Annotated in this window: 14 protein-coding genes; 7 read left to right on the forward strand and 7 right to left on the reverse strand. The window is 65.4% G+C overall.

The features are described 5' to 3' along the window. Nucleotides 1-200 precede the first annotated feature (200 nt). The 3 genes from hutC to AB4Y35_RS27065 form a co-directional block, all read right to left on the reverse strand. Nucleotides 201-914: a histidine utilization repressor gene (gene hutC / locus AB4Y35_RS27055; protein WP_342925242.1), complete on the reverse strand. Its 714-nt coding sequence runs from the start codon at nucleotides 912-914 to the stop codon at nucleotides 201-203. Nucleotides 915-1,021: 107 nt separating this feature from the next. Then, nucleotides 1,022-2,431 (reverse strand): sensor histidine kinase, encoded by a 1,410-nt coding sequence (locus AB4Y35_RS27060; protein ID WP_368706787.1) that lies wholly within the window; start codon nucleotides 2,429-2,431, stop codon nucleotides 1,022-1,024. An 18-nt stretch (nucleotides 2,432-2,449) separates the two neighbouring features. Then, nucleotides 2,450-3,127, reverse strand: coding sequence for a response regulator (locus AB4Y35_RS27065; RefSeq protein ID WP_028205085.1), 678 nt, complete (start codon nucleotides 3,125-3,127; stop codon nucleotides 2,450-2,452). 197 nt (nucleotides 3,128-3,324) lie between these two features. On the opposite strand from AB4Y35_RS27065, the gene AB4Y35_RS27070 reads away from it, so the two are divergent. From AB4Y35_RS27070 to AB4Y35_RS27080, 3 genes are read left to right on the forward strand one after another with little or no spacing between them, the layout of a single operon-like run. Beyond that, nucleotides 3,325-4,344, forward strand: a complete 1,020-nt coding sequence (locus AB4Y35_RS27070; RefSeq protein WP_368706788.1) for an ABC transporter substrate-binding protein — start codon at nucleotides 3,325-3,327, stop codon at nucleotides 4,342-4,344. Between the two features lie 37 nt (nucleotides 4,345-4,381). Further along, nucleotides 4,382-5,176 (forward strand): ABC transporter ATP-binding protein, encoded by a 795-nt coding sequence (locus AB4Y35_RS27075; protein WP_069269299.1) that lies wholly within the window; start codon nucleotides 4,382-4,384, stop codon nucleotides 5,174-5,176. A 17-nt stretch (nucleotides 5,177-5,193) separates the two neighbouring features. After that, a complete protein-coding gene (locus AB4Y35_RS27080) occupies nucleotides 5,194-6,057 on the forward strand; it encodes an ABC transporter permease (protein WP_324154559.1) in 864 nt (287 codons plus the stop codon). A 110-nt stretch (nucleotides 6,058-6,167) separates the two neighbouring features. Here the strand turns inward: AB4Y35_RS27080 and AB4Y35_RS27085 are convergent, their stop codons facing one another. Continuing rightward, nucleotides 6,168-6,824 (reverse strand): peroxiredoxin, encoded by a 657-nt coding sequence (locus AB4Y35_RS27085; RefSeq protein WP_368706789.1) that lies wholly within the window; start codon nucleotides 6,822-6,824, stop codon nucleotides 6,168-6,170. A 501-nt stretch (nucleotides 6,825-7,325) separates the two neighbouring features. Between AB4Y35_RS27085 and AB4Y35_RS27090 the strand changes: the two genes are divergently transcribed. Then, on the forward strand, nucleotides 7,326-8,717 hold the full coding sequence (locus AB4Y35_RS27090; RefSeq protein WP_368706790.1) for a short-chain fatty acid transporter: 1,392 nt from the start codon (nucleotides 7,326-7,328) through the stop codon (nucleotides 8,715-8,717). On the opposite strand, the gene AB4Y35_RS27095 is transcribed toward AB4Y35_RS27090, so the two are convergent. Continuing rightward, entirely contained in the window at nucleotides 8,687-8,908 is a 222-nt protein-coding gene (locus AB4Y35_RS27095) for a hypothetical protein (RefSeq protein WP_368706791.1), read from the reverse strand. The genes AB4Y35_RS27090 and AB4Y35_RS27095 overlap by 31 nt on opposite strands. On the opposite strand from AB4Y35_RS27095, the gene AB4Y35_RS27100 reads away from it, so the two are divergent. From AB4Y35_RS27100 to AB4Y35_RS27110, 3 genes are all read left to right on the forward strand, one after another. Continuing rightward, entirely contained in the window at nucleotides 8,907-9,482 is a 576-nt protein-coding gene (locus AB4Y35_RS27100; RefSeq protein WP_368706792.1) for an ankyrin repeat domain-containing protein, read from the forward strand. The two genes, AB4Y35_RS27095 and AB4Y35_RS27100, sit on opposite strands and share 2 nt — an antisense overlap. Nucleotides 9,483-9,738: 256 nt before the next feature. After that, nucleotides 9,739-10,104, forward strand: a complete 366-nt coding sequence (locus AB4Y35_RS27105) for a hypothetical protein (protein WP_028205078.1) — start codon at nucleotides 9,739-9,741, stop codon at nucleotides 10,102-10,104. 154 nt (nucleotides 10,105-10,258) lie between these two features. Beyond that, a complete protein-coding gene (locus AB4Y35_RS27110; RefSeq protein WP_368706793.1) occupies nucleotides 10,259-10,483 on the forward strand; it encodes a hypothetical protein in 225 nt (74 codons plus the stop codon). A 67-nt stretch (nucleotides 10,484-10,550) separates the two neighbouring features. Here the strand turns inward: AB4Y35_RS27110 and AB4Y35_RS27115 are convergent, their stop codons facing one another. Next, the gene (locus tag AB4Y35_RS27115) at nucleotides 10,551-12,002 is read right to left on the reverse strand and encodes an efflux transporter outer membrane subunit (RefSeq protein ID WP_368706794.1); all 1,452 of its coding nucleotides are present in this window, start codon (nucleotides 12,000-12,002) and stop codon (nucleotides 10,551-10,553) included. A gap of 3 nt (nucleotides 12,003-12,005) precedes the next feature. After that, nucleotides 12,006-15,170, reverse strand: coding sequence for an efflux RND transporter permease subunit (locus tag AB4Y35_RS27120; RefSeq protein ID WP_368706795.1), 3,165 nt, complete (start codon nucleotides 15,168-15,170; stop codon nucleotides 12,006-12,008). Nucleotides 15,171-15,172 lie beyond the last annotated feature (2 nt).

A 15,172-nucleotide genomic window follows, 5' to 3' on the forward strand; every position in this document is an offset into this window, starting at 1 on the left:
CATCTGCAAACAGACTGAGACGATGAATGGCGTGCGGCCGCGGCCAAACCGCTCGCGCAAGCAAAAGAGGCGGGCTTGAAGCAGGTAGGGATCAGGAGGGACGGAGCGCCGGGAACCAGGCGGCAAGGCGCGTTTGAGCGTTCGGTGGAGTGCGGTTCAGAAGGACAACAACGGGAAACGAGCGGCCTCGCCGCCCGGGTTCAAACGGTACCCGCCAGATGAAACCGCGAAGCCGGGTGCCACAGGCGCACGGAAGTCGCCACATGACGCCCCACCCACGTGCGCCGCAGCAACAGCAGGCAGGGCTCGCCGATTTCCATCTCCAGATACTGCCGCACGCGCGCGTCGGGCTTCTGCGCGTAAATGCGGAACTCGGCGCGCTGGATCGGCGCGAGGCGCACCATGTAGTGATTCGGCGTTTCGACGGTGAAGTCCTGGGCGAGGTAGTCGGGGAATACCTCGGGATTCACGTAGCGATCCTCGTACTGGATCGGCTCGCCCTCCTCGCTGTGCACGATGCGCGAGTGGAATACCGGCCCGGCGTCGAGTTCGAGCGCCGCGATCGCATTCGGATCGTCGCTCGCCTCCAGCCCCAGCACGCGCGCCGCATGCCGATGGCCGCGCGCCGCGATTTCGTCGGCGATATTGCGGATCTGCAGCACCGTCGATTCGTACTGGCGCGGCGCCACGTACGTGCCCGAGCCGCGCACGCGGTTCAGCACGCCTTCGGCCATCAACTCGCGCAGCGCGCGCGACACCGTCATGCGCGCCACGCCGAACTCTTTCACCAGTTCCGTTTCGGAAGGCACGACGTCGCCGGGCCCCAAGGCGCCGCTTTCGATCTGCGCGAGCACATGGCGCTTGATCTGCTCATAGGCGGGCAACGGGGCACTGCGGACCGTCTTCTTTTGCATGGTCTCGATCTTCGAATGAACGGGTGGTCGCCGCAGCGATGGCCGCCGGTTGCGGCGTGGGCTTGCAGCTTCAGGCGGCCACATTGTACCGCCCCTTAAAGCGGCCCCTACGCAGGCTCGGCCACGAGCGCGGGCTGCCAGCGCGCGAGCACCACGCAGGCGCGCACGCCCCGCCCGTCCGCGCCCGGACTCAGGCTCACCGCGCCCCGATGCGACTGCGCGATCTCGCGCACGATCGCGAGACCCAGGCCGGTGCCCTCCGTCTCCGCGGCGGCGCGGAAGAAAGGCTCGAAAACGCGCGCCCGCGCTTCCGCGGGAATGCCGCGGCCGTCGTCGAGCACTTCGAGCGCGACCGTCTCGCCGCTCGCCTGCACCGACACGGTGACATGCCCGCCAGTCGGCGTGTAGCGCAGCGCGTTGTCCACGAGATTGCTGACCATCGCGCGCAACAGTTCGCGATGCCCCTGCACCACCGCCTCGCCCACCTCGCGAGGCAGCTCCGCGCCGAGATCGATACCGCGCGTCTGCGCGAGCAGCGCGAGCGCCTCGACCACTTCGCGCGCGAGCTGCGCCATGTCGACGGGCGCGGCCGGCAACTGCGCCGGGTCGAGCGCCTCGGCCTGCGCGAGCAGCAGCAACTGGTTCGTGAGCGCGACCATCGAGCGGTTGCTCACGTGCATGGCCGCCAGCACTTTGTCGAGCGCGGGATCGACGGCTTTTTGCTGGCGCGCGTATTGCAATTGCGTGCCGAGCAGCGTGAGCGGCGTGCGCAGCTGGTGCGCGGCATCGGCGATGAAGCGGCGCTGCGCCGCCGTCTGCGCAGAGAGGCGCGCAATGCATTGATTGATGGCGTCCACGACGGGCCGCAGTTCGGCATGCAGCCCTTCGGCGCGAATGGGTTCGAGGTGCGAAGGATCGCGGTCCGCCACGTCGTTCTTGAGCTTCATGAGCGGACGCAGCTCGAACGTGAGACCGATGCAGGCGAGCGCCACGGCCAGCATCACCATGCCGATCTGCCGATAGAGCTGGGGACGCCACAGCGCCTCCACCATCGCGTCGCGCGAGCGCCCGGTCTTGCCGACCGAGACGCGCACGCGCGAGATGTGGCCATTGTCGTACATGGAGCGCACCACGCTCACGGCGCGCACGGCCTGGCCGCGCAGATCCGCGTCGTACGCCACGGGCGAATCGACGGCGGGCGCCGAGGCCGCATGCGGAAAATCGGGCATGCCCGCGAGCAGCGAGCCGCCCTCCACGTGCACGTTGTAGAACACCTGATCCTGCTGCGGCGAGGCGAAGAGTTCGAGTGCCGCGGGCGGCACGTCGGCGCGCAGCGCGCCATCGGCCCATTGCACGGAACCGGCGATCATGCGCGCCGACGACAGCAGCCGGCCGTCCTGCACCAGATCGGCGGTATGGCGCGCAGCGCGGTACTCGGAGGTCGCCGTGAAACTCACGTAGAGCGCGAGCGGCACGAGCATCCACCACAGCAGGCGAACGCGCAGGCTACCCGTCATGTCGGCACGCGCAAGTCGTCATAGCGTTTCATCCTTCCTGCGCAGCAAATAGCCGAGGCCGCGCAGTGTCACGATCACGGCCGAACTGCCTTCGAGCTTCTTGCGCAGCCGCGAGACGTAGATTTCGATGGCGTCCTCGCTGGGTTCGTCGGCGAGCGTGAAGATCGCATCGACGAGCGCGGCCTTCGAAACGGTCTGGCCGAGGCGCAGCGCCAGCGTTTCGAGCACCGTGCGCTCGCGCGGCGTGACGTTCAGCGGCGCGCCCTTCAGCGTGAACTGGCGTGTGTTGAGGTCGAACACGAGGTCCCCGCAGCCGATCTCGTTCGCGCGCGCGGGCGTTTGCCGGCGAATCAGCACCTTGATGCGCGCCACCAGTTCGCGCACCTCGAACGGCTTGACGAGATAGTCGTCGGCGCCCGCGCCGAGCAGCTCCACCTTTTCGTCGATCGAGCCGCTCGCCGTGAGCACCATCACGGGCGTCGCGTCGCCGCGCTGGCGCAGCCGCCGCAGCACGTTCTTGCCCGAGAGCTTCGGCAAATTGAGGTCGAGCAGCACCACGTCGTAGTGATTGGACTGCAGCAACTGGTCGGCGGCTTCGCCGTCCTGCACGGCGTCGAAGGCGAACGCCTGCTCCTCCAGCGTCTTGACGAGCCAGTGCGCAAGCGTCGGATTGTCTTCGATCAGCAGCAACTTCATGGGCGGGTACGGGCAAAGGCGAAGGCCGTTTCGGGGGAATCGATTGTGCCGTTGCCGGCGCGCCGCCGCCCTGCGGGTTAACACGGACGATTTTGCACGGCGCCCGAAGGCTGGCAGAAGGCTTACGGTTTTTATAATCGGCTCCATCCACCAAAAAGCGCCCGCATGCACGGCGCACACCTTCAGGAGACTCCACGATGCCTACCTTGCGCCAGATCGCCGCTGTATCGAGTGTCGCGTTCGCCCTCGCCGCCGGCTCCACGGCTGCCCACGCGGAAAAGATCACGATCATGGTTGGCGGCGCAACCAAGATCATCTATCTGCCCGCCAAACTGACCGAGCAGCTCGGCTACTTCAAGGACGAGGGCCTCGACGTCGAAATCCAGTCGCAGCCGGCCGGCGTGGACGCGGAGAACGAACTGCTCGCGGGCGCGGTGCAAGGCGTGGTGGGCTTCTACGATCACACCATCGACCTGCAGAGCAAGGGCAAGGAAGTGCAGACGCTGGTGGTGTTCGGCCAGGTGCCGGGCGAAGTGGAAATGGTGTCGAACGCGGCGGCCGGCACGGTCAAGAGCATGGCCGACGTGAAGGGCAAGACGCTCGGCGTGACCGGCCTCGGCTCCTCCACGAGCTTCCTCACGCAGTACCTCGCGCAGCGCGCGGGCGTGCCCTCCAACCAGTACACGCTGCTGCCGGTGGGCGCGGACAACACCTTCATCGCGGCGATCAAGCAGAACCGCATCGACGCGGGCATGACCACGGAGCCCACGGTCTCGCGTCTGCTGCAAACCGGCGACGCCAAGGTGCTCGTCGACATGCGCACGCTCGAAGGCACGCGCGCGGCGCTCGGCGGCACCTACCCCGCTTCGAGCTTCTACGTGCAGCGCGCCTGGGCGCAGTCGCACAAGGACGACGCGACGAAGCTCGCGCACGCGTTCTCGCGCACCCTCAACTTCATCGCCACGCATAGCGCCGACGAAATCGCCGCGAAGATGCCGAAGGACTACTACGGCAACAACAAGGATCTCTACGTGGCCGCGCTGAAGTCCTCGCTGCCGATGTTCACGAAGGACGGCCGCATGCCCGCCGACGGCCCCGATACGGTGCTCAAGGTGCTCTCGGCGTTCAATCCTTCGGTGAAGGGCAAGCACATCGACCTCGCGAAGACTTACTCGAACGACTATCTGCCGGCTGCGACCGCCACGGCGTCGAAGTAAACCACGCAACCGGCCCCACGTTCAGCCCACTGAGACAATGACTTCCTCCCATTCCCAAGGCACGCCGGCCATCGAGCTGCGCAATGTTTCGTGCCGCTTCATTTCACCGGACGGCAAGGCGACCGTCGCCCTGCGCGACTTCAGCATGTCGGTCGCGCGCGGCGAGTTCGTCGCGATCGTCGGGCCCACGGGCTGCGGCAAGTCCACCACGCTCAGCATGATCACGGGCCTGCTCAAACCCACCACGGGCGAAGTGCGCGTGATGGGCGCGCCCGTGAACGGCATCGATCCGCGCATCGGCTTCGTATTCCAGGCCGACGCCGTGTTCCCGTGGCGCTCGGTGCTCGACAACGTGGCGGCCGGTCCGCTCTATCGCGGCCGCTCGAAGTCGGCGGCCTACGACGAAGCCAACGAGTGGCTGCGCCGCGTGGGCCTCGCCAACTTCGGCAAGCACTATCCGCATCAGCTGTCGGGCGGCATGCGCAAGCGTGTGGCGCTGGCGCAGACGTTCATCAACAAGCCCGAGATCCTGCTGATGGACGAGCCGTTCTCGGCGCTCGACATGCAAACGCGCACGCTCATGCAGGACGAGCTGCTGCAGCTGTGGGGCGGCACGGGCTCGGTCGTGTTCGTCACGCACGACCTCGAAGAAGCCATTGCGCTCGCCGACCGCGTGTTCGTGCTGACCGCGCGCCCGGCCACGCTCAAGAAGGTCTACGAGATCGATCTGCCGCGCCCGCGCGTAACGTCCGAAATCCGCTACGCGCCGCACTTCGTCGAACTGTCGCGCCAGATCTGGCACGACCTGCGCGAAGAAGTGCAGATCGCCTAACACCGGAGCCGTTCACTATGTCCACCCCGCAACAAACCCTGCCGCAAGGCCTCGATACCGCCTCGCTCGACGCCGTCGAGCGCGCCGCGCAAAAGCGCATTCGTCAGCGCAATCTGCTCGTCATTTCGCTGCGTATTCTCGTGCTCGTCGTCGTGCTCGGCGGCTGGGAACTCGCCGCGCGCCTCAAATGGATCGACCCGTTCTTCTTCTCGATGCCCACGGCCATCTTCGACCAGATCATCGACTGGTTCGTGAACGGCACCTCGCAAGGGCCGCTGCTCACGCAGGTCTGGGTCACGCTGGAAGAAACGGGCCTTGGCTTCATCATCGGCTCGGTGGCCGGCGTGTTCTGCGGCATCGTGCTTGGCCGCAACAAGCTGCTCTCCGACGTGTTCAGCCTCTACATCAAGATCGCCAACTCGATTCCGCGCGTGGTGCTCGGCTCGGTGTTCGTGATCGCGCTGGGTCTCGGCATGGCGTCGAAAGTGGCGCTCGCCGTGGTGATGGTGTTCTTCGTGGTGTTCGCCAATGCGTTCCAGGGCGTGCGCGAGGCCGACCGCTACATGATCGCCAATGCGCAGATTCTCGGCGCGTCGCGCCGCCAGGTGACGACCTCGGTCGTGATTCCCTCGGCGCTTTCGTGGATTCTCGCGAGCCTGCACGTGAGCTTCGGCTTCGCGCTGGTCGGCGCCGTGGTGGGTGAATTCCTGGGTTCGAAGCAAGGCATCGGTTTGCTGATCTCGACGGCGCAGGGCGCGTTCAACGCGAGCGGCGTGTTCGCCGCGATGATCGTGCTCGCCGTGGTCGCGCTGGCCGCCGATTATCTGCTCACCGCGCTCGAGCATCGTTTGCTCAAGTGGCGGCCCACGCCTTCGAACTGATTCAGTCAGCTTCCCCTGTCCGGACCGCGTGAGACGCGAGAGCTTGCCTGGTCCGTGATCCGCGGCGCACTGCCAGTGCGCCGCGTTTTTTTTGCCTGGCGCGCCAACAGTTACTTCGGCTGCTCGACCGTGCGCAGATACGGTTTGAGCGTCTTGAAGCCCTGCGGATACTTCTGCTTCGCCGCCTCGTCGGAAACCGAAGTCGGGATGATCACGTCGTCGCCCGGCTTCCAGTTCACCGGCGTCGCCACCGAATGCTTCGCGGTAAGCTGCAGCGAATCGAGCAGGCGCAGCACCTCGTCGAAATTGCGGCCCGAACTCATCGGGTAGACGAACATCGCCTTCACCTTCTTGTCCGGCCCGATGAGAAACACGGCGCGTATCGTGGCGTTGTCGGCCGCCGTGCGCGGGCTGGCGCCGCTCGCGTTCGGGTGGATCATGTCGTAGAGCTTCGCGACGTGCAGATCCGGGTCGCCGATCATCGGATAATTGACGGCGCTCCCCTGCGTTTCCTCGATGTCCTTCGCCCACCTCGCGTGGTCGTCCACCGGGTCAATGCTCAGACCGATGATCTTCGTATTGCGCTTGTCGAACTCCGGCTTGAGCTTCGCCATATAGCCGAGTTCCGTCGTACAAACGGGCGTGAAGTCTTTCGGATGCGAAAACAGAATGGCCCATTGGTCGCCGATCCATTCGTGGAAACGGATCTTGCCTTCGGTGGTCTCCGCGGTGAAATCGGGTGCATCTTCTCCAAGACGAATCGTCATCTTCTGTCTCCTGAATGCAGTGATTTACAGCTCGTGAGGGGATCTGCTCGCGCGCGAAAGTGGTTCCCGCTTCTGCATTTTAGGTAGTCCGCGTGACGCTTATGAAATTTCTTTATGGTTTCATTTTTATTACAACAATCATACATTCAGCCCTCATTTAGCGTTAAAAACCTGCATCGGCACGCTATCGCAGCCTTGACATCCACTCCGCATGAAGCGAATAATGCGTCGTTCGATAATCGAATCCATGTTCGAATTACGAACACGAGAATAACAAGACGGGCTGGCCGCCTTGCCGTGCATATTCGCGCGTGCAAGGCGTGATATGAACCCGCTGCGCCGGGGCGGCATCGCCTCTCGCTGATGGAGGAGCCGCACCTGCCACCCCGCCCACCACGCGCCTGGCTCGCCAGCCGCACGGTGCCGGGACCGCCTGCATGCAACGCCTCCTGTCCGCTCCGGCCAGCCAGTAGCCACACGCTACGAACTAGCGCAAAGAGCATGAAAAGAGACCTCCAGACTGAAACGCGCGATTCCCGCCAGGGTGTCGTCGCCGCCCTCGTGTATGTTTTCGAGCGGGTCATGCCCGACCCCTTCGTTCTGTCCATCTGCCTCACCTTCTTTGTCGCTGTGCTCGCGCTCGTCATCGCGCCGCACGGCGATCTCCCCACGCTGCTCAGCTCCTGGTACGAAGGCACGTTCGGCATTCTCGGCTTCGCGCTGCAGATGATCCTGATCCTCGCCACGGGCTACGCCATTGCCGAAGCGCCCGTGATCCAGCGCGTGCTGCGCGCGCTCGCGGCCAGGGCGCAAACGCCGGCGCGCGCCGCGCTGCTGGTGTTTCCGGTGGTCGCCATCGCCGCGTGGCTGAACTGGGGCCTGGGCCTGATCGTGGGCGCGCTGCTCTCGCGTGAAATCGCGAAGCGCGTGAACGTGGATTTCGCGTGGCTCGTGGCGGGTAGCTATTCGGCGTGGTCGATCTGCAATAGCGGGCTCTCCAGCTCGATCGCCCTTTCGCAAGCCTCGCACGGCAACGCGCTCAATCTCGTGGAAAAGGCGACCGGCCACGTGATTCCGCTCAGCCAGACCGTCTTCGCGCCGTTCGTCTTCATCCCCACCGTGCTCGTGGTGGTCGTGATGACGTTCATCTTCATCCGCATGCATCCGAAGCCCGAGCACGTGGCGCCGTTCAGCCAGGCGGCCGAAGCCGAAGCGAGCGACGCCGGCGCCAGCGACGACCCGCACGCGCGCGTCGGCAACGGCACGCCTTCGTTCGCGTCGCGCCTCGAGCAGTCGATGCTCGGCACGCTGCTGCTGATCGTGCTCGGCGCGGGCTATCTGGCGATGGAATGGAGCGAAAAGGGTTTCGATCTCGACATCAACACGACGATCCTGATCTTCCTGCTGATCGGCCTCGCGCTGCAGCGCACGCCTATCGCCTACGCGAACGCCATTCGCCGCGCCGCGCGCCAGACCGGCTCCATGCTGCTGCAGTACCCCGTGTACGGCGGCATCATGGGCGTGATGAAGGGCACGGGCCTCGCCTCGATGATCGCCAAGGCTTTCGTCACGATCGCCACGCCGCTTTCGCTGCCGCTCTGGAGCTATCTAAGCTCGCTCATCATCACGCTGCTCGTGCCGAGCGCGGGCGGCCACTGGGCCGTGCAAGGGCCGTTCGTGCTGCCCGCCGCGCTGAGCCTGCACGCCTCGGTGCCGCGCACCGCCATGGGCGTGGCGATGGCCGAGAACGTCTCGAACATGCTGCAGCCGTTCTGGGCCGTGCCGATCGTCGCGATCGCGGGCATCCGCATCCAGCGCGTGATGGGCTATACCGCCGTGACGTTCGCCGTGTCGCTCGTGATCTACGCCGCCGCGCTCTGGCTCGTGCCCTGAGCGTCGAGCGGTTCCGCCACGAAGGAAGGCGCTGCGCCGGCCGCTCTTAGCGGTTCGGGCAGCGCCTTTTTCATGCGGCGCGTGCGAGCCGCGCTGGCCTCGCGGCTCGCGAAGATCGGCGACAATGGGCAAGCCTCGACGGCGGCATGCCGCCCCGAATCGATCTGCGATCCGCACCAGGAGACTGCCATGACCGCCAGCGCGCCGCCCACCCCGCCCTCATCGTCATCGTCGGGGTCCGGCGAAGACGGCGGCGAACTCGATCCGCGTTTCGTCGAATTCGCGCGCCAGGTGTTCGACACCGCGCGCCGCGGCGAAGCCAACACGCTCGCCACGCTCATCGAACAGGGCCTGCCGCCGAACCTTCGCAACGAAAAAGGCGACAGCCTCGTGATGCTCGCGAGCTATCACGGCCACGCCGCCGCCGTGCGCACGCTCGTGCAGCACGGCGCCGACCCCAACCTGCGCAACGACAACGGGCAAACGCCGATCGCGGGCGCGGCCTTCAAGGGCTACGCCGACGTGGTCAACACCCTGCTGGAAAACGGCGCCGACGTGGAAGGCGCCTCTCCCGACGGCCGCACGGCGCTGATGATCGCCGCCATGTTCAACCGCTCCGATATCGTCGACCTGCTGCTCGCGCGCGGCGCGAACCCGGCGGCGCACGACGCGGCGGGCAACACCGCGCTCGACGTGGCGAACGCGATGGGCGCGGTGGACACGGCCGCCCAGCTCGCCGGCAAAGCCGGCGGCAAAAGCGCGTGAAAAGAGCGCGTAAATCCTGGGGCGCGATGGGCAGGCACGCGAAACGCTGCAAAGCGCATAGCGGCACGCGCGATCCTGGTGTCACTCCTGGTTTGCATACAACGCGCCGCCAGGCGACGCTATCCATGTAACACCCGTGCGTGCAGCGCCAGTGCGGGGCAGGCGATTTTCCACGAGCCGTGATATCGTTTTGTCATCGGATTCGAAGTCTGCACGCACCCGTCAATCGAACTCTGTTACTTTCGCGAGCGTCGCCATGAGTGATGTACGCCACCATCTGAGTCCGCGCGATCGCGTGGAGCTGCTCTGCTGGCTCACCTGCGGGAGCCTCGGGGCCTACTATCTCAACGAATCCTGGCCCAACGCGGCCTTTCACGTCCAGGCGGCGCACAAGTGGCTCGACCGTCACGCGCGCGAGGCCGACTGGCTCGCGATCGCGCGCCTCGCCGCCATGGCGCAGGACATCGCGCAGCAGCACGCATGGTTCGTGGACGCGGTCTGGGCGCGCGACGCCGTCGAGGAAATTCTCGACACCGACGACCTGAACTACCAGGCCAAGCTCGTCCTGCAAGTGCTCAAGGACTGCGAACGCGCGCTCGCCGACCGCCGCCCCGCCGACTAGAACGGAATCCGATAAGCGGGGTTCCCCACACAGGCCACGCGTTTCTCCATCAAATGATGGACGCGTGGCGGTTATCCTCAGAACATACTCCCGCTTGCAGCGCCGGCCCCCCTTTTCCTCTTCGCCGGCCGCTCGCCCACGCGGGAGAACCCAGATGACTCGCCCCCTCGCCCTGACGTTCGCCGCCGCGCTGCTCGCGTTGGCGTCGGTGAGCCCCGCTGCGCTCGCGCAAACCGGCGGCCATGCAATCGCCCTCAACGCCGCCCGGCCCATTCAGCTGCAAAAAGTCGCGAAGCCGGCGCCCAAAGCCCAGGCAACCGCGAAAGCCACCAAGCCTGCTCCGCAATCGCTGCGCTGGCTGATGTCGGAATCTCCATGAAACGAACCGGCGCGCCCGCGCCAGGTTCGCCCCTCGCCACCCCGCCTCGAAGCGCAGCCGTCGCAGCTCAGGACTGCGACGGCTTCGCGCTGTCTGCCGCCGGCGGCGGAGTTGCCGGCGTCCAGCCATAACCGAGCGCCTTGTACAGGCTCACGATCTGCGCGAGTTCCTGGTCCTGCAGCGACGACTGCTGCAATTGCGCGTTGAAGAGACTGCGCTCGGCGTCGAGTACTTCCAGATAGCTCGTGTAGCCGCCTTCGTACAGATCGCGCGCGACTGACGTGTATTCCGTGAGCGCGGCCACCTGGCGCGTCGTCGAATCCAGCTGATCGCGCGTGCGCGCGACGCCCACGAGCGCATTCTCGACATCGGCGAACGCCTGCTGGATCGCCTGCTCGTAGTTAAAAAGCGCTTCCTGCTGCACGGCTTCGGCCTGATGCACGCCGCCCGCGATCGCGCCGCCCTCGAAAATCGGCTGCGTGACCGCGCCCGCGAACGACCATACGCGCGCGGGGCCGGTCCAGAGCCCCGAGAGCGCCGTGCTCGCCGCGCCGAACAGACCCGTGAGCGAAATTTGCGGGAAATACAGCGCGCGCGCCGCGCCGATCGACGCATTCGCCGAAACGAGCGTTTGTTCGGCCTGCAGAATATCGGGCCGGCGCTCCAGCAGCGTCGACGGCAGACCCGCGGGAATGGCGGGCGCGGTGAGCTCGGTGATCGATTTGCCGCGCGGAATCGGCCCCGGATTCTGGCCCAGCAGCAGCGAAATGGCGTCTTCCTGCGTCGCGATCTGCTGCTGGATCGAGTACACAGAGGTCTGCGCCGACTGGTACTCCGACTGCGCCTGGCTCACCTGCAACCGCGAAACGACACCGCCCGCATAGCGCTCGTTGAAGAGATCGAGCGCGCCCTTGCGGCTTTCGAGGGTGTCCTGCGCGATGACGAGTTGGTTGTCGAAGTCGCGCAGCTGCAGATACGACGTGGCCACGTTCGCGATGATGGCAATGCGCGTGGCCTGCTGCGCGGACTGCGTGCTCATGTAATCGGCGCGCGCGGCTTCGGTGAGCCTGCGCAAGTGGCCGAACAAATCGAGCTCCCAGGACACCGCGCCGTTCAGCTCCACCTGGTTGCCGACCACGGGCGGGAAGCCGGGCGCCGGCACGCCACGGCTGCGCGACGCACCGAAGTTCGCCGACACCTGCGGGAACAGGCCCGCGCGCGTCACGACGTAACGCCCGTAGAACTCCTCGACGCGTGCGGCCGCAATCAGCAGATCCTTGTTCTGCGTAAGCGCCCTCGCGACCAGGTCGTTGAGCACCGGGTCGTTGAACTGCATCCACCAGTCGAGCGTAGTATCGACGGCTTCCGCCTGCGGAGAGGCGTAGCGAAACGTCGACGGCGTCTCGACCGCCGGACGATGATAGTCGGGCCCGACCGCGCAGGCGCCAAGGCAAGCCGTCGCAATGGCCAGCCCGAGCGGACGCAGCTTGCGATTGGCGAGATTCAAACGTGTCTTCATCGCTCAGCCCTCCTGCGAAGGCGGTGCCACGGGGGGCGTGCCGGGATGCGGCGTGGCGTCCGCTTTCTTGCGCGACGAGAGCGTTTCCAGTCCCCAGAAGAACATCGGAATGAAGAACAGCGCGATCACCGTGGCGCCGAGCATGCCCGCGATCACGCCGGTGCCGAGCGAGCGCCGGCTCGCGGCCGACGCGCCGCTGGCGATGGCGAGCGGCACGCAGCCGAGGATGAACGCGAGCGAGGTCATGATGATCGGCCGCAAACGCAGCTTGGCGGCGTGCAGCGCGGCCTCGTACGGCGACATGTTCTCCTTCTCGCGCATTTCGACGGCGAACTCGAAGATCAGAATGGCGTTTTTCGCCGCGAGCGCGATCAGCACGGTCAAGCCGATCTGGAAGTACACGTCGTTTTCCATGCCGCGCAACAGGATGCCCACCAGCGCCCCGAAAATCGCGAACGGCACGGCCAGCAGCACGCCGACCGGCAGCGACCACTTCTCGTACTGCGCCGCGAGAATGAGGAACACCATCAGCAGTGCGAAGCCGAACACGAGCGCCGCCGTCGAGCCGGCCTTCTTCTCTTCGTACGCCTGGCCGCTCCATTCAAAGCTGTAGCCTTCGCCCAGCACTTCGTTGGCGATCTGCTCCATCGCCGCGATCGCCTCGCCCGAGCTGTGGCCCGGCGCCGCGTCGCCGGTAATCTTCGCCGCAGGGAAGTTGTTGAAGCGGTTGACGATGTCAGGCCCAGGCACGAAACGCGAAGTCGTCACGGCCTTGATCGGCACCATGTCGTTGTTGCGGTTGCGCACATAGAGCTGCTGGATATCGTCCGGGCTCAAGCGGTATTGCGGTTCGGCCTGGATGATCACCTGGAACAGACGGCTGCCCTTCGGGAACTGGCTCACGTACAAGGAACCGAACATCGTCTGGAGTGCAGAGTAGATGTCCTGAACCGGAACGCCGAGTGTTTCCGCCCGCTCGCGGTCCACTTCCACGAGCAACTGGCGCGAATTCGTGTTGATGGTCGAATTCACGCCGCGCAGCGCCGGGTTCTGGCGCGCCTTCGCAATCACCTGGCGCACCTTTTCCTCGAGCTGCTGATAGCTGCCGTCGCCGGTGCTCTGCAGCCAGAACTCGAAGCCGCCCGTCGTGCCGAGGCCCGGAATCGACGGTGGATTGAGCGGCACGACCACGCCGTCCTTGAACGTGGAGAACGCCTTGGTGGCGTCGCGGATCAAGTCCTGCGCCGTGCCGTTTTCGCCGCGCTCCTTGAAGCCCTTGAGCGTCACGAACAGCGTGCCCGCGTTCGACTTGTACTGCGAGTCGATCAGGCTGTAGCCGATCGGCGCCGCCACCGAACTCACGGCGGGCTGTTTCGCGAACCAGTCCTCCGCTTTCTTCGACAGGTCGCCGGTGCGGTCCAGGCTCGCCGCGTCGGGCATCACGACCGCGCCGAACAGATAGCCCTGATCCTCCACGGGCAGGAACGACGATGGAATATGTTTGAACAGGCCGACGGTTGCGATCAGCATCACGACGATCAGGCCGATGGAGAGAATCACGCGGCGTATCGCGGTTTGCACCCAGCTGCCATAGCCGTTGGTCAGGTTATCGAACTTCTCGTTGAACCAGCGGAAAAAGCGGTTCTTCTTGTGCTCGCCCGGCTTGAGCAGGATGGCCGCGAGCGCGGGCGACAGCGTGAGCGCGACGATACCCGAAAGCACCACCGAGACCGCGATCGTCACCGCGAACTGCTTGTAGAGCTGCCCCGTGATGCCCGAGAGAAACGCCACCGGGATGAACACCGCGAGCAGCACCAGCACGATCGCCACCACCGGTCCGCTCACTTCGTCCATCGCGCGCTTGGCCGCTTCCTTGGGTGGCAGCTTGAACTCGCTCATGTTGCGCTCGACGTTTTCGATCACCACGATCGCGTCGTCCACCACGATACCGATGGCCAGCACCATGCCGAACAACGTGAGCATGTTGATCGAGAAGCCGAACGCCTCCATGCCGATGAACGCGCCGATGATCGACACGGGCACCGCGAGCAGCGGCACGAGCGTCGCCCGAAAACTCTGCAGGAAGATGTACACCACGATGATCACGAGAATCACCGCATCGCGCAGCGTATGGACCACCTCGTTGATCGACTCGTGCACGAACTCGGTCGTATCGAGCGCGACTTCATACTTGAGACCGGGCGGAAAGCTCTTGTTCAACTGCTCGAGCGTCTGGCGCACCTGCTTGGCCACTTGTAGCGCATTCGCGCCCGGCTGCTGATAGACGGCGAGCAGCGTAGCCGTCTTGCCGTTGTAGCGGCCGCGTAGCGAATAGTCCTTGGCGCCCAGATCCGCGTGGCCGATGTCCTTGAGGCGCACGATCGCCGCATCGCCCGACGCCGCGCGCAGGATGATGTTGTCGAAATCGGCGGGCTCGGTGAGACGGCCTTTCGTCGTCACCGGGAAGGTCTGGTTCACGGGCTTATCGGTCGGCGCCTGGCCGAGCCGGCCTGCGGAGAACTGCTGGTTCTGCTGCGCAATCGCGTTCTGCACGTCGGCCACGGTAATGCCGAGCTTCGCCATGCGGTCGGGCTTGAGCCACACGCGCATCGCATAGTCGGCAGAACCGAAGATCGACGCCTGGTTCGCGCCCGGAATGCGCTTGAGCGCGTCGAGCACGTAGACGTTCGCGTAGTTCGCCACATAGGACGCATCGTAGGCGTTATCGGGCGAATAGATCGCGATCACCATCATGAACGCCGACGAGCGCTTCTGCACCGACACGCCCTGGGCCGTCACCGAGTCGGGCAGGAAAGGCAGCGCGAGGTTCACGCGGTTCTGCACGTCCACCTGGGCGAGCGACGGATCGGTGCCAATATTGAAGTACACCGTGAGCGTCATGTTGCCCGTCGAGGAACTCGACGAGTTCATATACATCATGTTGTCCGCGCCGTTCACCTGCTGTTCGATCGGCGCGGCCACGTTCTGCGCGACGATATCGGCGCTCGCGCCCGGATACGTGGCGCTCACCGTGATGGTGGGCGGCGCGATGTCCGGAAACTGCGCGATCGGCAGGTTGAACATCGACACCAGACCGGCGACGACGAGCACGATCGAGAGGACCGACGCGAAAATTGGCCGGTCAATAAAGAAGTGGGAGAACTTCATCG

Source organism: Paraburkholderia sp. EG286A, from assembly GCF_040965375.1.
Classification (GTDB): domain Bacteria; phylum Pseudomonadota; class Gammaproteobacteria; order Burkholderiales; family Burkholderiaceae; genus Paraburkholderia.